The following is a 19,058-nucleotide window of genomic DNA, read 5'->3' as shown; positions in this document are numbered from 1 at the left end:
GCGCTCATGACGGATGATCTGCGATCGGCCGGTACACCCACCCTTGAGGACGTGGCGAGGGCGGCCGGTGTTTCCCGCGCCACCGTCTCCCGGGTGATCAACGGCGTACGAAATGTCGACCCGGTGATCCAGGAGGCCGTGCGCCGCGCGGTCGACCTCACCGGCTACGCACCCAACCGCGCGGCACGCTCCCTGGTGACCCGGCGCACCGACGCCATCGCGCTGGTGGTGTCGGGCGCGGGTGTCGAGTCCGAACCGGACGACGGTACGCGGGCGGGCGGCGCCGACGCGGCGGCGGCCGACTTCGAGAACGGTTCCTCCTTCACCGCGCAGGTCTTCACCGACCCGTTCTTCGGCCGGGTGGTGACCGGGGTGGTCAACTACCTGCGGCCGCGCGGCATGCACCCGGTCCTGATGTTCGCCGAGACGTCACGGGCCCGCGAGGACGTGGTCTCGTTCCTGCGCCAGGGCAGCGCCGACGGCGCCCTGGTCGTCTCGACGCACGCGGAGGACCCGCTGCCCGGCATGCTGACGGACGCCGGGCTGCCGGCCGTGCTGTACGCACGCCCTGCCCGGCCGGTCCGGATCAGTTATGTCGACCTCGCTCACCAGGACGGTGCGCGGCTGGCCGCCGAGCATCTGCTGGCCCGGGGCTGCCGGCGGATCGCGACCATCGCGGGCCCGCTCAACGTACCGGCCGGGCAGGAGAGGCTGGCCGGTTTCCGCGACACGATGGCGCGCAGCGGGCATCCGTACATCCCGATCGCCGAGGGCCAGTTCACCCAGGAGAGCGGCGAGGCCGCGATGGAGCGGCTGCTGGCCGAGCATCCCGATCTGGACGCGGTGTTCGCCGCCAACGACCTGATGGCGATGGGCGCCTGCCATGTCCTGCGGGAACACGGCAGGCGGGTGCCCGAGGACGTCGCGGTGATCGGCTTCGACGACAGCAGCGCGGCGTCCGCCTGCCGCCCGCCGCTGACCACGGTCCGCCAGCCGGTCGAGGCGATGGCGGCGGAAATGGCCCGGCTGCTGATCGAGCGGCTGTCGAAGCCGGACGGGGCGGCGACGTCGGTGATCTTCGAGCCTGCGCTGGTGGTGCGGGACTCGGCGTAAACGGGCATCACGCCGCTCGGACGCCAGGGGGTGTTGTGCCGCCCGGCCACTGCCGAAAGGATCGGGCGGTCACTGTGCCACTTGATCGGGGTCCCCTGTGAGTCTGACCGACCGGATACTTCCCCTCGCGGGCGTCGCTCTCGGAGCGCTCATGTCGTACCTGGTGAGCAGTCTGAACGAACGCGCGAGGTGGCGCAGAGCACAGTCCGTGCGGTGGGACGAGCACCGCCTGACCGCCTACGCGGAGTACGCCCATTCCGTGAAGGAACTGGCGGCCCGCTATCACATGATCGCCTCCGCCCGGGGTCTGACGTCGGGGCCGGTGCGGCTCGAACCGACGCCCGACGTGCTCAGGGAGCTCGGCGAGCTGGAGTCCCGCCGCTCCGCCCTCTCGGAGACACTCGGGCTGCTCGGTGACACCGAGGCGAACACCGCCTCCAAGACGCTGGACCACTGTCTGTGGCGGCTGGAGTGCCTGGCCCGGGGTGTCACCACAGAAGTCGAACAGAACTGGGATCAGGCCTATATGGAGTTCCGCGAGGCTCGAAGCCGCTACGTGGAACGCGCCCGGGCCGGCCTCGGCGTGCCGGGGGCCGTCGCCCGGGACGTGACGTGGCCGGCCGCGTGGCGCCCCGCCGCCCGCGCGTCGTCCTCGTCGTGATCTGAGAAGCCGGCCCCACCGCCCCGTGGGCGTTGCGCTGCCCCGCCATCACCCCGCCGCGTCCGACGTCGTCCGCGCGCGCTCCCGGCTCCGTACCGCGTCCGCGGCGGTCCGGAATCCCGGCTGCGGGGCGGTGGGCTGCGGGTCGGGGGACGGGCGGCTGCCGCCCCTGGCCAGGAAGTCCGCCAGCGGCAGTGTGGCGGCGCCGACGGTGACCGCGTCGGGGCCGAGACGGCCCATCTCGATCGTCGTACGGGCAGCGGCGTGCCGGAGCGCGTACTCCTGTGCGTACCGGCGGATGTCGGGCAGCAGGTGCGGGCCGATCAGCAGGCCGGCCCATCCGCCGAGCAGGATGCGTTCGGGCAGGAACAGGTTGATCAGGTCGCCCAGCGCGGCGCCCAGGCACTCGGCGGTCTCGTCGAGCAGCGAGACGGCCAGCGGGTCGGGTTCGCCGCCGGGACCGGGATAGGCGGCGGCCAGCAGCGCGGCCAGGGCCGTCTCGTCGTCGGCGTCGGCGGGCAGCGGGCCCCCTGCCTCGTGCCAGCGCTCACGCATCGCCTCGGCGCCCGCGTACGCCTCCAGGCAGCCGATCGAGCCGCACCGGCAGCGGCGGCCGCGCAGCTGCACGGTGCTGTGCCCCCATTCGAGGGCCTGGCTGCTGCGGTCCTCGTCGAGGAGGTCGCCGTGGTTGACGCAGGCGCCGACGCCGGAGCCGATGAGCGCGATGGCCGAGGCCCCCGCACCGCGTCCGCCCCCGAACCACATCTCGGCCTGGCCGAGCGTCTTGGCGCCGTTGTCGATGAAGAACGGGACTTCCGTCGGGACCCGCACGGCGTCCCGGAGGAGCTGCTCGAAGGGGACGGCGCTCCAGCCGATCGTCTGGCCGTGCACGACCGAGCCCACGTCGCCGATCACCCCTTCCGGGGCGTCGCGCTCGATGATGCCGGGGACCCCGATCCCGATGCCGAGCAGTCGGCGCGGATCGGCGCCGGCGTCCCGCAGCACATCGGCGATCCCGCTGCGGACGTGGCCGACGATGCGGCTGACGTCGTAGCCGTGCTGGGCCAGCAGCCGTTCGGTGCGGGCGAGTTCGGTGAGGGCGAGGTCGAAGAGCTCGACCCTGATCCGGGTCTCGCCGATGTCGATGCCGATGAGGAGACCGCCGCCCGGAGCGACGCGGAGCAGCGTACGGGGACGGCCGCCGTCGGAGTCGACGACACCGGCCTCCTCCAGGAGGCCCTCCGCGGCCAGCTCCGCGACGACGTTGCTGATGGAACCTGAACTCAGCCCCGTCGCGGGACCGAGCTCCTGGCGGCTCAGCGGGCCGTCGAAATACAACCGTTGCAATACCCTCGCCCGGTTGCCCCGTCGCAGGTCACGCACGGTCCGTCTGTTGCGCTCAGCCATGTGGCTCCTTCCCTTCCCGCAACATACCGCGACCGCGGGACTTGACGCGACCTTCTCTCACCTCTTAAATCACGTCATAAATTAAGCCCTGAAGGTCGTTCGGTTCTCGAACGCGGCCTTCCTCCCCGGAAAGGGGCCATCCCGCATGCGCACCATCAGAGCCGCAGCAGCAGTCACCCTCGCCATCTCCATCGCCGCCGGAGTCACCGGCTGCGGAGGCGGAACGTCCGCCAAGGGCGGCAGCAACGATTCGCCGAAGACCCTCACGTACTGGGCCTCCAACCAGGGCCCCAGCATCGAGGCCGACAAGAAGATCCTGACCCCCGAGCTGAAGAAGTTCGAGGACCAGACCGGCATCAAGGTCAAGCTCGAGGTCGTGCCCTGGGCCGACCTGCTCAACCGGATCCTCGCGGCCACCACGTCCGGTCAGGGCCCGGACGTCCTCAACATCGGCAACACCTGGTCGGCCTCGCTCCAGGCGACGGGCGCGCTGCTCCCCTGGGACAAGGCGAACTTCGACGCGATCGGCGGACGGGACCGCTTCGTCGACTCGGCGGTCGCCTCGGCCGGCGCGGAGGGCAAGGACCCCTCCGCGGTGCCGCTCTACTCGCTCGCGTACGCCCTCTACTACAACAAGAAGAGCTTCGCCGACGCCGGCATCGACAAGCCCCCGGCCACCTGGGACGAGCTGGTCGAGGACGGCAAGAAGCTCTCCAAGGACGGCAAGTGGGGGCTGGGCGCCGAGGGCGCCAACCTCTCCAACAACATCCACCAGACCTTCGTCCTGGGCCAGCAGCACGGCGCGGACTTCTTCGACGCCGCCGGAAAGCCGACCTTCACCTCCGACGGCGCCGTGGCGGCCGTGAAGCAGTACATCGACCTCATGGCCAAGGACAAGATCATCGCGCCGGGGAACGCGGAGTACGCCCAGAACCAGTCCCTGACGGACTTCGCCAAGGGCAAGACCGCGATGGTGCTGTGGCAGGCCGCCGCCTCCACCTTCGCCTCCCAGGGCATGAAGCCCGAGGACTGGGGCGCCGCTCCCGTGCCCGTCGCCTCCGGCACTCCCGGTCAGGGCAAGAACGTCAACTCCATGGTCGCCGGCATCAACATGGCCGTGTTCAAGAACACCAAGAACATCGACGGCGCCAAGAAGTTCGTGAAGTTCATGACGAGCGACGCCGAGCAGAAGCTGCTCAACAAGACCTACGGGTCCATCCCGCCGGTCAAGACCGCCCAGGCCGACGCCGCGTTCTCGGCGCCCGACCTCGCCGTCCTGCGCGACACCCTGGCCAAGAGCGCGGCCCCGCTGCCGCAGGTCCCCAACGAGTCCCAGTTCGAGACGGCCGTCGGCACCGCGGTCAAGGAGCTGTGGGCCGACGCCGCAGCTGGACGCCCCGTGACCACCGAATCCGTCAAGGCGCGCCTCGAAAAGGCCCAGCAGACGATGCAGCAGTAAGGCACCCCTCATGACCGCCACCGTGAACACCGACAGCCGGACGGACAAGTCGGACAGGGTGACGAGCCGGGGCGATGGGGGTGCGCGCAGGAGACTGCCGCGCGTCCCCGACCGGATCCGCCAGGGCGGACTGCCCTATCTCCTGCTCCTGCCGGCCGTTCTGCTCGAACTACTCGTCCATGTGATTCCGATGGTCATCGGAATCGTGATGAGCTTCCGCCAGCTCACGCAGTTCTACATCAACAACTGGGGCGGGGCGCCCTGGACCGGCTTCGACAACTACAAGATAGCCGTCGACGTCAACGCCCCCATCGGCGAGGCACTGCTCCACTCGTTCTTCGTCACCTGCGTCTTCACGTTCTTCGCCGTCGGCCTGTCCTGGCTGTTCGGTGTCGCGGCGGCGATCATGCTGCAGGAGAACTTCCGCGGCCGCGGCTTCCTGAGGGCGGTCTTCCTCGTCCCGTACGCCCTGCCGGTCTACGCGGCCGTCATCACCTGGGCGTTCATGTTCCAGCGGGACAACGGCCTGGTCAACCACGTGCTCCACGACCAGCTCGGCCTCACCGACCAGCCCTCGTTCTGGCTGATCGGCGACAACAGCATCTACGCACTGATCGTCGTCTCGGTCTGGAAGGGCTGGCCCTTCGCCTTCCTCATCGTGATGGCCGGACTCCAGAACATCCCGCGCGAGCTGTACGAGGCCGCGTCGATCGACGGGGCCGGCATCTGGCAGCAGATCCGCAAGATCACACTGCCGTCGCTGCGCCCGGTCAACCAGGTCCTCGTGCTCGTCCTGTTCCTGTGGACGTTCAACGACTTCAACACCCCGTACGTGCTGTTCGGCAAGGCGGCGCCGGAGAGCGCGGACCTCATCTCGATCCACATCTACCAGTCGTCGTTCGTCACCTGGAACTTCGGCACCGGATCCGCGATGTCCGTACTCCTGCTGCTGTTCCTCCTGGTCGTGACGGCCCTCTACCTGCTCATCACCTCACGCGGAAGGAAGGGTGCAGATGCCTAGCCATGCCCAGCCGGCCGCACTGAAGACAACGGCGGGATCGCGGTCCCGGTCCCGGTCCCGGTCCCCGATGGCCGCGCCGCAGTCCTTCCTCTGGACCCGGCGCGTCATCCTGACCTTCCTGGCCGCCTTCGCCCTGCTGCCCGTCTATGTGATGGTCAGCAGCTCGCTCAAACCGCTCCAGGACGTGTCGGGGAAGTTCCACTGGATCCCGTCCGGGCTGACCGTCCAGCCGTACTTCGACATCTGGGAGACCGTCCCGCTCGCCCGGTACTTCGTCAACTCGCTGGTCGTGGCGGGTACGGCGACGGTGCTCTCGGTGATCATCGCGGTGTTCTCCGCCTACGCCGTCAGCCGCTACAAGTTCCGCGGCAAGCGCGTCTTCACCGTCACCGTGCTCTCCACCCAGATGTTCCCGGGCATCCTCTTCCTGCTCCCCCTGTTCCTGATCTTCGTCAACATCGGGAACAGCACGGGCATCGCCCTGTACGGCTCGCGCGGCGGACTGATCCTCACGTATCTGACGTTCTCGCTGCCGTTCTCCATCTGGATGCTCATCGGGTACTTCGACTCGATCCCGAAGGACCTGGACGAGGCCGCCCTGGTCGACGGCTGCGGACCGCTCGGCGCCCTGTTCCGGGTCGTCGTGCCGGCCGCCGTGCCGGGCATCGTCGCCGTCGCCGTGTACGCGTTCATGACGGCCTGGGGCGAGGTCCTCTTCGCCTCCGTCATGACCAACGACACCACCCGCACGCTCGCCGTCGGCCTCCAGGGCTACGCCACGCAGAACGACGTGTACTGGAACCAGGTCATGGCCGCCTCGCTCGTCGTCAGCGTGCCGATCGTCGCCGGCTTCCTGCTCCTGCAGCGCTACCTGGTCGCCGGCCTCACCGCGGGAGCCGTCAAGTGACCGCTTCGGAAAGGAAGTCAGTGACCGACCTCAGCGCCCTCCCGGCCGGATTCACCTGGGGCGTCGCCACAGCCGCGTACCAGATCGAGGGAGCCGTGGCCGAGGACGGCCGCGCCCCCTCGATCTGGGACACCTTCTCCCACACCCCGGGCAAGGTGGCCGGCGGCGACACCGGCGATGTGGCCTGCGACCACTACCACCGGGTTCCGGAGGACATCGCCCTGATCAAGGAGGTGGGCGCGGGCGCGTACCGCTTCTCGCTCGCCTGGCCGCGGATCGTCCCGGGCGGCGACGGGCCGGTCAACGAAGCCGGACTCGACTTCTACGACCGGCTGGTGGACGGCCTCCTGGACGCCGGGATCACCCCGTTCGCCACGCTCTACCACTGGGACCTTCCCCAGGCGCTCCAGGACCGCGGCGGCTGGACCGTCCGGGAGACCGCCGAGCACTTCGCCGCGTACACCTCGGTCGTCGTGGACCGGCTCGGCGACCGGGTGAAGGACTGGGCGACCCTCAACGAGCCGCTCTGCTCGGCCTGGATCGGGCATCTCGAGGGCACGATGGCGCCGGGTCTCACCGACCTGACCGCCGCCGTCCGGGCCTCGTACCACCTGCACCTGGGCCACGGCCTCGCCGTTCAGGCGATCCGCGCCACGTCCCCGGACGCCCGCGTCGGCATCGTCAACAACCTCAGCCCCGTGGAGGCCGCCACCGACCGCGAGGCGGACCGGGCCGCCGCCGTGCGCGGAGACGGGCACATCAACCGCTGGTGGCTCGACCCGATCCTCGGTCGCGGCTACCCGCAGGACATGGTCGACCTGTACGGAGTCGAACTCCCGGTCCAGGACGGCGACATGGAGCTCATCGCGGCGCCGCTCGACTGGATGGGCGTGAACTACTACTTCCGCCAGGTCGTCACGGCGGACGCGACGGGCCCCGTCCCGCACGCCAAGCAGGTCTATCTCCCCGGCTCCCGCCACACCCACATGGACTGGGAGGTCCACGCACAGGGGCTGGAGCAGCTGCTCCTGCGCCTGACCGAGGAGTACGGCGTCCAGCGGATCTACGTCACCGAGAACGGCTCGGCCTACCAGGACGTCGTCCTCGCCGACGGTTCGGTGCACGATCCGGAGCGGACCCAGTACCTCGAGGAGCACCTCGCCGCCTGCGCACGCGCCGTCCGCAAGGGCGCCCCGCTCGCCGGCTACTTCGCCTGGTCGCTGCTGGACAACTTCGAGTGGGCGTACGGCTACGACAAGCGGTTCGGCCTGGTCCACGTCGACTACGCGACGCAGCGCCGCACGGTCAAGAGCAGCGGCCGGCGGTACGCGGAGCTGATCGGCGAGGCGACGGCGCCCCGCACACGCGGCAAGGCCGCCTGACGCCTGGCCTTCCGGTCAGGACCCGAGGCCCCCAAGCGACCTCCGGCCGCGGCGGACCACCGCCGCCGCCGCCGGAGGTTTCGCGCCGCCCGGGGCTGTGAGTGGTCGCCGCAAACCGATCGCCGGCCGTCGCTTGCGGCGTGCTGCTTGCCTCTTGTTGCCTGCCGCTTGCCGCTTGCCGCTTGCCGCTTGCCGTTACGGCATCAGGCGTCGCGACCGGCCCTGCCGGTCGCCGACGGCCAGTTCGCGAGCAGGAAGTGCAGAGCCTCGACCGCACGCTCCCAGGACGTCTGCACGGAGCGCGGCGCACCGAATCCGCCATCGGCCTCCAGTGCGGTGAACCCGTGGAAGGTGCTGCGCAGCAGCCGTACCGCGTCCGTGAGGTCGGGTTCGGCCAGGCCATAGGCGCGCAGCATCGCCGAGGTGGTCTCGATGGTCCGGTGGTACGCGGGCGCTCCGGCGGCGACGGCGGGGTCGACCCGCATCTGCGTCGCCTCGTAGCGGCCCGGGCACTCCAGGGCGAACGACCGGTAGGCATCGGCGAACGCGACCAGCGCGTCCCTCCCCGCCCGGCCGGCCACCGCCGCCTCGATCCGGTCGATGAACTCCCCCGCCGCCAGCAGCGCGACCCGGGTGCGCAGGTCCTGCAAGTTCCTGACGTGGGAGTAGAGGCTGGCGTCCTTGACGCCGAAGCCACGGGCCAGCGCGGAGATGGTGACCTTGCCGAAGCCGATCGAGTCGGCCAGATCGGCCGCCGCCACCACGACCCGGTCGGACGTGAGCCCCGCGCGAACCATCCCCACCCCCACCGAAGTACTTGCCTAGACCCCTTAGCTTTTCTCCGAATATACACAGGCACAGGCTCGGGCCATGAACGTCACGAGCCCGCGGTGGTCACGGATTGCCGTGACCACCGCGGGCATGTGCACCGCGCCGACAGCGGGGATGGGGACGGCGCGGGCAGTCCTGGAGGGGAGCGGACGGAGCGTTGACGGGAGTGACCGGAGAGGAGGCGGACAGCTGATGGAGAGCGCTCTCCTCGATGGCGCGGAGCGGAACGGATGGTGCACCGCGGAGAGATCCACTCCGGGGGTGCGGCCCGGACCCGGATCAAATGGGAGAGCGCTCTCCAAAGCATGGTCAGTGTTGCGCCGCCGCTGCGGAAGTGTCAAGAGCCGGTGAACAACGGCCCCGAGGGCACCCGTTGACGTTCGGAATCGGAGCACGGTCCGGGTGGACACAGGAACAGACGAACAGACGAACAGACGGACGGACGCTGACGGGTCGAGCCCGGTTCGAGAGGGGTCGGGTACCGTCCGGCCGTTGAACAGGCCGTCCCCCCGTCCCGTATCCATACTGGACATCGCAGCCTCCCGGCTCCCGGCCCCCAGGCTCCCCGGCCCGCGGACCGGTCCCCGGCTTCCCCGACACACTGCAGGAGCAGACAGATGAGCGGCACTGCGCAAATCGGCGTCACCGGACTCGCGGTGATGGGCCGCAACCTGGCCCGCAACTTCGCCCGCAACGGCTACACGGTCGCGGTGCACAACCGCACGACCGCGAAGACGGACGCGCTGGTCGCGGAGTTCGGTGACGAGGGCTCCTTCGTGGCCGCGCACACTCCTGAGGAGTTCGTCGCGGCACTCGAACGGCCGCGCCGCCTGGTCGTCATGGTGAAGGCGGGCGAGCCGACGGACGCGGTCATCCAGGAGTTCGCCCCGCTGCTGGACGAGGGCGATGTCGTCATCGACGGCGGCAACGCCCACTTCGAGGACACCAGGCGCCGCGAGAAGGAACTGCGCGAGCGCGGCATCCACTTCGTCGGCGCGGGCATCTCGGGCGGCGAGGAGGGCGCGCTGAACGGGCCGAGCATCATGCCGGGCGGTTCGGCCGAATCGTACGAGTCACTGGGGCCGATGCTGGAGAAGATCGCGGCGAGGGCGCAGGACGGCGCACCCTGCACCACCCACATCGGGCCGGACGGTGCCGGTCACTTCGTGAAAATGGTCCACAACGGCATCGAGTACGCCGACATGCAGCTCATCTGCGAGGCCTACCAGCTCCTCCGCGACGTGGCCGGATACTCCCCCGCACGGATCGCGGACATCTTCCGCTCCTGGAACACCGGGCGGCTGGACTCCTACCTCATCGAGATCACCGCAGATGTGCTCTCGCATGTCGATGCCACGACCGGTAAGCCCTTCGTGGATGTCGTGCTCGACCGGGCGGAGCAGAAGGGCACCGGCCGCTGGACCGTGCAGATCGCGCTCGACCTGGGTGTTCCCGTATCCGGCATCGCCGAGGCCGTGTTCGCCCGCTCCGTCTCCGGTCACGCCGCCATCCGTGACGCCTCACGCCACCTCGTCGGACCGACCGCCCGGGAACTCGGCGCGGACGAGGCGGCGACGTTCGCCGACCAGGTCGAGCAGGCACTGTACGCCTCGAAGATCGTCGCCTACACCCAGGGCTTCCACGAGATCGCGGCAGGCAGCGAGCAGTACGGCTGGGACATCGACCTCGGCAAGGTCGCCGCGATCTGGCGCGGCGGATGCATCATCCGGGCCGCGTTCCTCGACCGCATCACCAGCGCCTACGAAGCCCAGCCCCGGATGCCGAGCCTTCTCTCCGACAAGAGCTTCGCCGAAGAGATCGCCGCCGCACAGGACGACTGGCGCGCAGTGATCGCCACCGCCGTCACCCAGGGCGTCCCCACCCCCGCCTTCGCCGCCACCCTCGCCTACTACGACTCCCTGCGCGCCGAACGCCTCCCTGCCGCACTCACCCAGGGCCAGCGCGACTACTTCGGCGCACACACCTATCACCGCACCGACCGCGAGGGCACCTTCCACACCCTCTGGGGCGGCGACGGAACCGAAGTCACAGGCTGACCGGCACGACAGTCCCGGCTTCCTGATGTCCTGTCACCCGGCACCGGGCTTCCTGAGGCGCTCCTCCAGGCGCTGCGCAGCGCGGGGAGGCGCTCCTCCAGGTGCTGCGCAGCGCGGGGAGGCGCTCCTCCAGGTGCTGCGCAGCGCGGGCGGCGGGCAGGGCCCGTCCGGTCAAACGCTCACCCGGTGGCCCCTGGGCGCCTCCCCCGGAGACTCAAGTGGCTGTCCCGCCCGGTCTCTCGGCCAGGTCACGGGTCTCGCCCCCCCGGTCTCCGTACCGCACAATGCTGTTGGTCTCCCGGCCCGGACCGTTCATGATCGTGGGCATGACTGATCCCACCGCTTCCCAGCAGGACTCCGGCTCGGGAATTCGCATCACCCGGCAGTTCGGGTGGAACAACATGTTCGTCCATCCGGACGACGAACCGCGCACCGAGGGTGGCTTCCGCGGCGAGCGGGACACGCTGGTCGGGTTCCTGCGTGACCAGCGCCTCACGCTGGAGATGAAGTGCTCGGGTCTCGACGCGGCCGCTCTGGCGCGGCGCTCCGTGGAGCCGTCCACCCTGTCGCTCCTGGGGCTGGTGCGCCACATCGCCGATGTGGAGCTGTACTGGTTCCGTCGTGTGATGGCCGGCCAGGACGTGCAGCGCGTCTACCGCACCGCCGTTGACCGTGACGCCGACTTCAACGGGGCGGTGCCCGATCCGGAAGCGGTCGAGGAGGCGTGGGCAAGGTGGCGGGCCGAGGTCGCGTTCGCGGAGGAGTTCGTGGCCGGGGCGCCCGATCTCGGTGTCACGGCGCTGGGCGGGGACGAACCGGTGGAGCTGCGCGTCGTGCTGGTCCACATGATCGAGGAGTACGCCCGGCACAACGGCCACGCCGACCTCCTGCGCGAGCGGATCGACGGACGCGTGGGTCAGTAGCCGAACGCGAGAGCCGGTGACGGTCCCGGGGCAGGGCGGTTCGGCAGGAGCGCCGGAGGCCTGTGCCGCCGCCCGGAGCGGGTGCATCCCGGGTCGCCCGGTCGGGTGACCCGGGGTGCGGCGCGGCCCGCGGTGTGGGTAAGTGGCAGCGGGCCCCGCCCTCACCCGCGGCGGGTTCCGCGATCCAGCGCGCCGAACCGCCGAGCCACTCAGGGAGCCGCCGCATGCCCGACACCACCGCAGAAGCGGCTGCGGCGCAGCCCGTCGTGGCGCCGCTGACCAGCGCGGCCCTGTTCCTCGTCGCCACGATCGAGCCCGGGGGCGAGAGCGCCGTTCGCGCGGCCCTGCCGGATCTGGCGGCGTTCGCCCGCTCCATCGGGTTCCGTTTTCCCCGTGCCGGGCTGTTCTGTGTGACCGGATTCGGCTCCGACGCCTGGGACCGGCTGTTCTCCGGCCCGCGGCCCGCCTCGCTCCACCCCTTCCAGGAACTGCACGGCACCCGCCACCACGCCCCCGCCACCCCTGGCGACCTGCTGTTCCACATCCGGGCCGAGCGGATGGACGTGTGCTGGGAGTGGGCCTCGCAGCTGCTGGACCGGCTCGGCGGGGCGGTCAAGGTCGTCGACGAGACGCACGGGTTCCGCTACTTCGACCACCGGGATCTGCTCGGGTTCGTCGACGGCACCGAGAACCCGGTGGGCGACGACGCGCGGGCGGCGGCCCTGGTGGGAGCCGAGGACCCCGATTTCGCGGGCGGCAGCTACGTCATCGTGCAGAAGTACCTGCACGACCTCACCTCGTGGAACGCGTTGTCGACCGAGGAGCAGGAACGGGTGATCGGGCGGACCAAGTTCACCGACATCGAGCTCGCCGACGACGTCAAACCCGCCGATTCGCATGTCGCGTTGAACACCATCACCGACCCGGACGGCACGGAGCGCGACATCCTGCGCGCCAACATGCCGTTCGGCAGGTTCGGCCAGGGCGAGTTCGGTACCTACTTCATCGGGTACGCCGCCGACCCGGACGTCACCGAGCGCATGCTCCGCAACATGTTCCTCGGCAGCCCGCCCGGCACGCACGACCGCATCCTCGACTTCTCGACCGCGGTCACCGGCACGCTCTTCCACGCCCCCGGCGCCGACTTCCTCGGCGCCCCGCCGCCGCCTCCCGCCTCCACCGAGGCCCTGTCCCGGCCGGAGCCGGCGTCCGCGCCGGTGGCCGGGGCCGTGGCCCCGCCGGTGTCCGGGGACGGTTCGCTGCGTATCGGCAGCCTGCAAGAAAGCGCCCAGTGATGAACAACCTCCACCGCGAACTCGCCCCTGTCACCCAGGCCGCCTGGGACCAGATCGAAGAGGAGGCCCGGCGTACCTTCAGCCGCCATCTCGCGGGCCGCCGCGTCGTCGATGTCAGCGGTCCGCAGGGACCGCAGCTGGCTGCGGTCGGGGACGGCCATCTGCGTGACATCGATCCGCCCACCCCCGATGTGCTGGCCCGCGCCCGCACATCGATGCCGGTCATCGAGTGGCGGGTGCCGTTCACCGTGACCCGGGCGGCCGTCGACGACGTCGTGCGCGGTTCGGACGACAGCGACTGGCAGCCCGTCAAGGACGCGGCCCGCACCTGTGCGTTCGCCGAGGACATGGCGATCATCGACGGTTACGCCGCGGCCGGGATCGCCGGTCTGCGGGACGGTTCCTCGCACCCGCCGCTGCCTCTGCCGGCCGACGCCCGCGACTATCCGGCCACGGTCAGCCAGGCGCTGACCCGGCTGCGGCTCGCCGGTGTCGACGGACCGTACCGGCTGCTGCTGGGAGCGGACGCGTTCACGGAGGCGACCGAGACGTCCGACCACGGGTATCCGGTCTCCACGCACCTGGGCCGGCTCCTGGACGACCAGATCCTGTGGGCGCCTGCCGTCGCGGGCGGGGTGCTGCTGTCCACCCGGGGCGGCGACTTCGAACTGTGCCTGGGCGAGGACCTGTCCATCGGCTACCAGGACCATGACGCGACGGACATCCGGCTGTACTTCCACCAGTCGTTCACGTTCCGGATGCTGACGCCGGAGGCCGCGGTCCCGATCATCGCCTGATCCGGACGGCGGGCCTTCGCCCGGTCGCTCGTATGCTCGGCTGCCATGACGAGCCGAACGTCCACCTCGCCGACATCGCCGGAGCCCGGGGTCGCGCTGCGGGAGATCCTCGCCTTCGACGACAGCGGAACGCTGCGCCTGCTGCTGGCCCCGGCCGGCCGGGACGTCGGTGTACGGGGCGTGGCGGTCGGCGACGAGGGGCCGGCGCAGCCGCTCGACGGCTGCCTGGTGCTGGTGACCGGCGCACCGGCCCCGTCCGCCGACGCTGCGGATCCGGTACGCACGGCCGCTCTGCGCGGCGCCTGCGGCGTGGTGCTGCGCGACGTGGAGGGGGCGGCCGCCGCGCCGGAGGTACTGGCCGCCGCCGAGGAGGCGGGCATCGCCCTGCTCACCCGCGCGGAGTGGGCCGACTGGGCGGACACGGCCGCGCTGTTGCGCTCCGCCCTGGCCTGCGCGCGGGCCGGACGCGACGAGGGGCCGGCCGGGATCACGGCCGGCGGTGCGGAGAGTCTGACCGCACTCGCCGCGGCCGTCGCCGAGTACACCGGCGGCTCGATCACCATCGAGGACACCCGGTTCCGGGTCCTTGCCCACTCCGCCACCGGGCCGGAGGCCGACGGGCTTCGCCGGTCGACGATCCTGGGCGGCCGGGTGCCGCAGTGGCGCGTCGCCGAACTGCGCCGGAGCGGGATGCTGCGGGTCCTGTGGACGTCCCGGGACGTGATCCACCGCGCCGAGGACGCCGACGGCCCGGAGCGCCTGATCATCGCGGTCCGCAGCGGTCCCGAAGTGCTCGGGTCCATCTGGGCGGCCGGGGACGGGCGCACCCTGTCGCCGCACGCCGCGGACGCGTTGCGACTGGCGGCCGAGGTCGCAGCGCCCCTCCTGGTACGGCACCGGCTGCGCGAGAGCGGTGCGGCGCGTCGCAGGGAACTCGCGCTGCGGGGCCTGTTGTACGGGGACGGGGACGCCCGCACCCATGCCTGGTCGCTGGGGTTCTCGCCCGATGGGGCCTGCGCGGTCGTGGTCGCCGAGCGGGACGGTGCGGCCCCGGGCGTGGGCGACCGTACGCTCGATGTCCTCGCGCTGCACGCCGTGTCGTACCGGCCTTCGGTACGGGTGCTGCGCGACGGCGACCGGCTGCTCGCGCTGCTTCCCGTCGAGGCCGGTCAGGAACGGGACGCCCTGGGCCTGGCGAGGGAGCTGGCGACACTGGCCCCGTCCCTGCCGGGCGGTGTGCCGGTCCTGGCCGGTGCGGGTCCGGTGGTCCCCACAGCGCTGCGCGTGCGGGCCTCGTGCGAGGAGGCCGCACTGATCGTGCGGGTGCTGCGGGGGCGCGCCGCCCGGGACGCCGCGGCGGGTCCGGCGCGGTACGCGGACGCCGCGGGGGTGGGCGCCTCGCTGGACGTCGTGCGCGTCCTGGATGCCGTGCGGCCGGTGTGGGAGGCGGGCAGCGGGCCGGTGCACGACCTCGTACGGGCCGATCTGGCGGCCGGCGGCGAGCTGGTCCGCTCACTCGCCGCCTATCTCGACGCGTCGGGTGACGTCGCCCGGGCGGCGGGCCGGCTCGTGGTGCACCCCAACACGCTGCGCTACCGGCTGCGGCGCGCCCGGGAACGGTTCGGTGTGGACCTGGACGACCCCGACACCAGGCTCCTCATCACCCTCGCGGTCCGTCTCACCGGGTAGGTTGGCCCTCCGCCCGTACGGCCGTTGGCCAACCGGCCATGGTTCTGCGCCGATGCTGTCCTGCTGGACAGAGACCTGTGGGGCAGCCATCACCGACTCTGGCTCCATGAGCCTTCCCTCATCACTCTCCGCCCGGTCCTCCTCCGAGCGTGTCGCGGCCGCGGTCCGCCACGCCGTCGCCTCCGGTCTGCTCGGCGAGTCCTGCCCGGTCGCCGGGTTCATCGACACGGACGGCGTCCGCGACTCGGTCGCCGCCCTCCACGAGGCGTTCCCCGGGGTGCCCGCCGTGCTGCACACCTTCGCGGCCAAGGCCTCGTCGCTCGTACCCGTGCTGCGGCTGCTCGCCCGGTGCGGCATGGGCTGCGAGGTCGCGAGCCCGGGGGAACTCCGGCTCGCGCTCGACGCGGGGTTCGCGCCGTCGAGGATCGTGCTGGACTCCCCCGCCAAGACGCGTGACGAGATCCGCCGGGCACTGGCGGTCGGTGTGGCGCTCAACGCCGACAACCTGGACGAGGTGGAGCGGATCGCCGCGCTGCGGCCCTCGGATGCGGTGTCCGCCATCGGACTGCGGGTCAATCCCCAGGTCGGCGGCGGTTCGATCGGCGCGATGAGTACGGCCACGGCCACCTCGAAGTTCGGCGTGGCGCTGCGCGATCCCGGCGCGCGCGAGAACGTCGTGAAGGCTTTCGCGGCGCACCCCTGGCTGACCCGGCTGCACGCCCATGTCGGCTCCCAGGGCTGTTCGCTGGAGCTGATCGCGGCCGGAATCGCCGAGACCTACCGGCTGGCCGAGGAGATCAACGAGACGCTCGGCCGCCGGCAGATCACCGGCCTCGACATCGGTGGCGGCCTCCCGGTGAACTTCACCGACGACACGGTCCGGCCCACGTTCGCCGCCTATGCGGCGGCGCTGCGCGACGCGGTCCCCGGGCTCTTCGACGGCCGGTACGAGCTGGTCACGGAGTTCGGCCGTTCCCTGCTGGCCAAGAACGGTTTCATCGCCGCTCTGGTCGAGTACACGAAGGACGCCGGGGGCCGCCGCATCGCGCTCACCCACGCGGGCGCCCAGACCGCCACCCGTACCGTCTTCATGCCGGATGCCTGGCCGCTGCGGGTCGGCACCTTCGACGCCGGGGGACTCCCCAAGCACGGGGCGGCGCTCGTCCAGGACATCGCCGGGCCGTGCTGCTTCGCCGGGGATGTCGTCGCCCACGCCCGGGAGCTGCCCGAACTGCGGGCCGGTGACTATGTGGTGCTGTACGACACGGGCGCGTACTACTTCTCCACGCCGTGGTCCTACAACAGCCTTCCGCGGCCGGCGGTGTACGGATTCGGCATGAGCGGCGAAGCGGGGCAGGACGGCCCGTCGGTCCGCTTCGCACCGGTGCGTGACGCCCAGTCGCTGGACTCGGTCTCGGCCGAGAGCGGGCTGGCGCACGCCGACGCCCTGCTGCACCTGCACGGCTGACCCGCCGACGGATATCACCGGCCGGACCGGGCCGGCCGGTCTACCGCCCGAGGGCTGAGCCGGTCCCCGTACCGGTCAGCCGACCGGTGAGGGCTCGGGCTCGGGCGGCGGCACCGGCTCGGGGTTGGGTGCCGGCGGCTGCGGAATCGGGTCGGGCGCCGGTCCCGGCGGTGTCGGACCGGGCGGCGCCGGCACGGGGCCGGGCGGAACCGGAGTCGGCTCCGGCAGCGGCCGGGGCGGTCCCGGCATCGGCCCGGGGGTGGGCGCCGGTGGTACGGGGTCGGGGAACGGATGGGTCATCTCGGGCCTCCGAACGGTCGGGGTGGATCTCTCCTCCACCGTCTCCCGGACCGGCTGCCCGCGCCCGGCGAGTCCATACGTACGGGCTACGGATGATCCGGCCGGGCTCAGTACCCGGCCACGGCCGCCGCGGCGGCCAGACCCGGGCGCGGGCTCGACAGGACGGGAACCGGGGTGGTCGTTCGGGTGACGGCGCCGGCCATGGAGCCCTGCGCCAGCACGATCGCATCGGTGTCCGTCACCGCGTCGGCCGCAGCGGCCACGAGATCCAGGAAGCCGTCACGGTCACCGGCCTCGAAGCGTTCCCAGGCGCCTTCCACCAGGACGGTGGTCACCTCCGCGCCGGGCAGCCCCGCTTTCCTCGCTTCCTCCGCGAGCAGTGCACAGGTCGGCTCCAGGGTGGCGGGGTATGTCGCGAGGACGGTCACCCGTCCCGCGCGGACGGCGGCCGCGGCCATGGGCCGGTCGACACGCAGGACCGGGATGCCGAGCGCCTCCCCGGCTGACTCGGCGACCGCGCCGATCGTCGAGCAGGTGCAGAGCACGGCGGTGGCCCCCTCGGCGACGGCAACGACGAGCAGCGCCTCGACATCGCCCGCCACCGACTCGGGCCCGGTCACCCCGGCCCGGTCGAGCAGTTCTCTCTGCACGACGTGGCGCAGGACAAGACCGGGGTGCCCGGCATCGCGCAGTGCGTCGAAAACCGGGACATGGACCGCGGAGGTATGCAGCAGCGTGAGGGTCACCGCCGACACGCTACCGGCACCCTCCGGCCCCGCCCGGGGCCGTACCCGCCCGGAGTCGGGACCTGCCCGGGGTCGGCACCCGTCCGGGGTCGGCACCCGTCCGGAGTCGTACCCGTCCGGAGTCGGGACCCGTCCGGAGTCAGTACAGCTCGGGGTGGGACGCGAGCTGCCCCTTCGCCCGCTCCACCAGCTCGGCCGGGGCCTCGGGGGCCTCGTCGGGGTGGCGTGACGCCCACTTCGCGGCGTACGGACAGAGCGGGACGACGGGGACGCCCTCACGGCCCGCCATGGCGTAGAACTCCCTGACCAGCGATCCCCCGATGCCCTTGCCCTCGTGCCCCGGCTCGACGACGGTGTGCACGGCGACGAGCGCGGCGGGCGCACCCTCCATCACGAAGTACACGATGACCCCGGCGGCCTCGCCGTTCTCGTACGCGAGCAGCTTGCCCGCCGCCCGGTCGTCACGGATGTCGGGCCCGCTCTCTGCGGCCTGGTCTGCCATGGCGGATGCTCCCTCGCTGGGTGAGGCGCTTCAGCGTGCCGCGGGAACGGCGTGCGGACTGCGCTCGGTATCGGTTCCCGGCACGGGCGCGGAGGCGTCGGCGCCGAGCGCGACGATCCGGTTTCCCGCGTCGACATGGACGATACGCGGAACCAGGCCGCGCGCCTCGGCGTCGTCGACCTGCGCGTAGCTGATCAGGATGACCAGATCCCCGGGGTGCACGAGGTGGGCGGCGGCGCCGTTGATCCCGATGACACCGGAGCCGCGCTCGCCCTCGATGACGTACGTCTCCAGACGGGCGCCGTTATCGATGTCCACGATGTGCACCAGCTCACCGGGCAGCAGGTCCGCTGCCTCCATCAGCTCGGCGTCGACGGTGACGGAGCCGACGTAGTGCAGATCGGCCTGGGTCACGGTGGCACGATGGATCTTGGACTTGAACATGGTACGTATCATCAAGGTACTCCTGGACATAGGCTCCCTGCCTGCGTTTTTGCAGG

General features: G+C 71.4%; 17 protein-coding genes. 12 read left to right on the top strand and 5 right to left on the bottom strand.

Translation table 11 applies throughout. The annotated features are described in order from the left end of the window. Positions 1-6: 6 nt before the first annotated feature. Together OG782_RS34035 and OG782_RS34030 are read left to right on the top strand one after the other, a co-directional pair. A complete protein-coding gene (locus OG782_RS34035; protein WP_406457685.1) occupies positions 7-1,113 on the top strand; it encodes a LacI family DNA-binding transcriptional regulator in 1,107 nt (368 codons plus the stop codon). A gap of 97 nt (positions 1,114-1,210) precedes the next feature. Further along, entirely contained in the window at positions 1,211-1,774 is a 564-nt protein-coding gene (locus OG782_RS34030; RefSeq protein WP_406457683.1) for a hypothetical protein, read from the top strand. A gap of 48 nt (positions 1,775-1,822) precedes the next feature. On the opposite strand, the gene OG782_RS34025 is transcribed toward OG782_RS34030, so the two are convergent. Further along, positions 1,823-3,181, bottom strand: coding sequence for an ROK family protein (locus tag OG782_RS34025; protein ID WP_406457681.1), 1,359 nt, complete (start codon positions 3,179-3,181; stop codon positions 1,823-1,825). A gap of 145 nt (positions 3,182-3,326) precedes the next feature. Between OG782_RS34025 and OG782_RS34020 the strand changes: the two genes are divergently transcribed. The 4 genes from OG782_RS34020 (at position 3,327) to OG782_RS34005 (ending at position 7,950) form a co-directional block, all read left to right on the top strand. Further along, complete coding sequence (locus OG782_RS34020) at positions 3,327-4,640, top strand: ABC transporter substrate-binding protein (protein ID WP_406457679.1); 1,314 nt, start codon at positions 3,327-3,329, stop codon at positions 4,638-4,640. Positions 4,641-4,650: 10 nt separating this feature from the next. Continuing rightward, positions 4,651-5,661, top strand: a complete 1,011-nt coding sequence (locus OG782_RS34015; protein WP_406457677.1) for a carbohydrate ABC transporter permease — start codon at positions 4,651-4,653, stop codon at positions 5,659-5,661. A gap of 67 nt (positions 5,662-5,728) precedes the next feature. Then, positions 5,729-6,568, top strand: a complete 840-nt coding sequence (locus OG782_RS34010) for a carbohydrate ABC transporter permease (protein WP_406459423.1) — start codon at positions 5,729-5,731, stop codon at positions 6,566-6,568. Positions 6,569-6,588: 20 nt separating this feature from the next. Next, positions 6,589-7,950, top strand: coding sequence for a GH1 family beta-glucosidase (locus OG782_RS34005; protein ID WP_406457675.1), 1,362 nt, complete (start codon positions 6,589-6,591; stop codon positions 7,948-7,950). 203 nt (positions 7,951-8,153) lie between these two features. Here the strand turns inward: OG782_RS34005 and OG782_RS34000 are convergent, their stop codons facing one another. After that, positions 8,154-8,747 (bottom strand): TetR/AcrR family transcriptional regulator, encoded by a 594-nt coding sequence (locus OG782_RS34000; protein ID WP_406457673.1) that lies wholly within the window; start codon positions 8,745-8,747, stop codon positions 8,154-8,156. A 651-nt stretch (positions 8,748-9,398) separates the two neighbouring features. Between OG782_RS34000 and gndA the strand changes: the two genes are divergently transcribed. From gndA to OG782_RS33970, 6 genes are all read left to right on the top strand, one after another. Further along, positions 9,399-10,838, top strand: a complete 1,440-nt coding sequence (gene gndA / locus OG782_RS33995) for an NADP-dependent phosphogluconate dehydrogenase (RefSeq protein WP_406457671.1) — start codon at positions 9,399-9,401, stop codon at positions 10,836-10,838. Positions 10,839-11,239: 401 nt separating this feature from the next. Continuing rightward, positions 11,240-11,761, top strand: a complete 522-nt coding sequence (locus tag OG782_RS33990; protein WP_406459421.1) for a DinB family protein — start codon at positions 11,240-11,242, stop codon at positions 11,759-11,761. A gap of 224 nt (positions 11,762-11,985) precedes the next feature. Continuing rightward, a complete protein-coding gene (locus OG782_RS33985) occupies positions 11,986-13,056 on the top strand; it encodes a Dyp-type peroxidase (RefSeq protein ID WP_406457669.1) in 1,071 nt (356 codons plus the stop codon). Then, complete coding sequence (locus OG782_RS33980) at positions 13,056-13,853, top strand: family 1 encapsulin nanocompartment shell protein (protein WP_406457667.1); 798 nt, start codon at positions 13,056-13,058, stop codon at positions 13,851-13,853. The genes OG782_RS33985 and OG782_RS33980 overlap by 1 nt, the downstream gene beginning before the upstream one ends. A 45-nt stretch (positions 13,854-13,898) precedes the next feature. Then, positions 13,899-15,542: a PucR family transcriptional regulator gene (locus OG782_RS33975; protein ID WP_406457665.1), complete on the top strand. Its 1,644-nt coding sequence runs from the start codon at positions 13,899-13,901 to the stop codon at positions 15,540-15,542. Between the two features lie 106 nt (positions 15,543-15,648). Continuing rightward, positions 15,649-17,010, top strand: coding sequence for a diaminopimelate decarboxylase (locus OG782_RS33970; RefSeq protein ID WP_406457663.1), 1,362 nt, complete (start codon positions 15,649-15,651; stop codon positions 17,008-17,010). Positions 17,011-17,417: 407 nt separating this feature from the next. On the opposite strand, the gene OG782_RS33965 is transcribed toward OG782_RS33970, so the two are convergent. From OG782_RS33965 to panD, 3 genes are all read right to left on the bottom strand, one after another. Beyond that, the gene (locus tag OG782_RS33965) at positions 17,418-18,056 is read right to left on the bottom strand and encodes an aspartate/glutamate racemase family protein (RefSeq protein WP_406457661.1); all 639 of its coding nucleotides are present in this window, start codon (positions 18,054-18,056) and stop codon (positions 17,418-17,420) included. A gap of 139 nt (positions 18,057-18,195) precedes the next feature. Next, the gene (locus tag OG782_RS33960; protein ID WP_406457659.1) at positions 18,196-18,558 is read right to left on the bottom strand and encodes a GNAT family N-acetyltransferase; all 363 of its coding nucleotides are present in this window, start codon (positions 18,556-18,558) and stop codon (positions 18,196-18,198) included. A gap of 30 nt (positions 18,559-18,588) precedes the next feature. Then, entirely contained in the window at positions 18,589-19,014 is a 426-nt protein-coding gene (gene panD / locus OG782_RS33955) for an aspartate 1-decarboxylase (protein ID WP_406457657.1), read from the bottom strand. Positions 19,015-19,058: the final 44 nt, after the last annotated feature.

Origin of the sequence: Streptomyces sp. NBC_00876 (genome assembly GCF_045207435.1) — a bacterium.
Classification (GTDB): Bacteria; Actinomycetota; Actinomycetes; order Streptomycetales; family Streptomycetaceae; genus Streptomyces.
The sequence above is the reverse complement of the archived record's forward strand: the minus strand, read 5'-3'. Positions and strand labels throughout refer to the sequence as shown.

Excerpts from the sequence above, each read along its gene's own strand:
- OG782_RS34000 (WP_406457673.1), bottom strand. The coding sequence starts at position 8,747 with ATGGTTCGCGCGGGGCTCACGTCCGACCGGGTCGTGGTGGCGGCGGCC.
- OG782_RS34035 (WP_406457685.1), top strand. The coding sequence starts at position 7 with ATGACGGATGATCTGCGATCGGCCGGTACACCCACCCTTGAGGACGTG.
- OG782_RS33985 (WP_406457669.1), top strand. The coding sequence starts at position 11,986 with ATGCCCGACACCACCGCAGAAGCGGCTGCGGCGCAGCCCGTCGTGGCG.
- OG782_RS34015 (WP_406457677.1), top strand. The coding sequence starts at position 4,651 with ATGACCGCCACCGTGAACACCGACAGCCGGACGGACAAGTCGGACAGG.
- OG782_RS33960 (WP_406457659.1), bottom strand. The coding sequence starts at position 18,558 with ATGGCAGACCAGGCCGCAGAGAGCGGGCCCGACATCCGTGACGACCGG.
- gndA (WP_406457671.1), top strand. The coding sequence starts at position 9,399 with ATGAGCGGCACTGCGCAAATCGGCGTCACCGGACTCGCGGTGATGGGC.
- OG782_RS33975 (WP_406457665.1), top strand. The coding sequence starts at position 13,899 with ATGACGAGCCGAACGTCCACCTCGCCGACATCGCCGGAGCCCGGGGTC.
- panD (WP_406457657.1), bottom strand. The coding sequence starts at position 19,014 with ATGATACGTACCATGTTCAAGTCCAAGATCCATCGTGCCACCGTGACC.
- OG782_RS34025 (WP_406457681.1), bottom strand. The coding sequence starts at position 3,181 with ATGGCTGAGCGCAACAGACGGACCGTGCGTGACCTGCGACGGGGCAAC.
- OG782_RS34020 (WP_406457679.1), top strand. The coding sequence starts at position 3,327 with ATGCGCACCATCAGAGCCGCAGCAGCAGTCACCCTCGCCATCTCCATC.
- OG782_RS33980 (WP_406457667.1), top strand. The coding sequence starts at position 13,056 with ATGAACAACCTCCACCGCGAACTCGCCCCTGTCACCCAGGCCGCCTGG.
- OG782_RS33990 (WP_406459421.1), top strand. The coding sequence starts at position 11,240 with ATGTTCGTCCATCCGGACGACGAACCGCGCACCGAGGGTGGCTTCCGC.
- OG782_RS34010 (WP_406459423.1), top strand. The coding sequence starts at position 5,729 with ATGGCCGCGCCGCAGTCCTTCCTCTGGACCCGGCGCGTCATCCTGACC.
- OG782_RS33970 (WP_406457663.1), top strand. The coding sequence starts at position 15,649 with ATGAGCCTTCCCTCATCACTCTCCGCCCGGTCCTCCTCCGAGCGTGTC.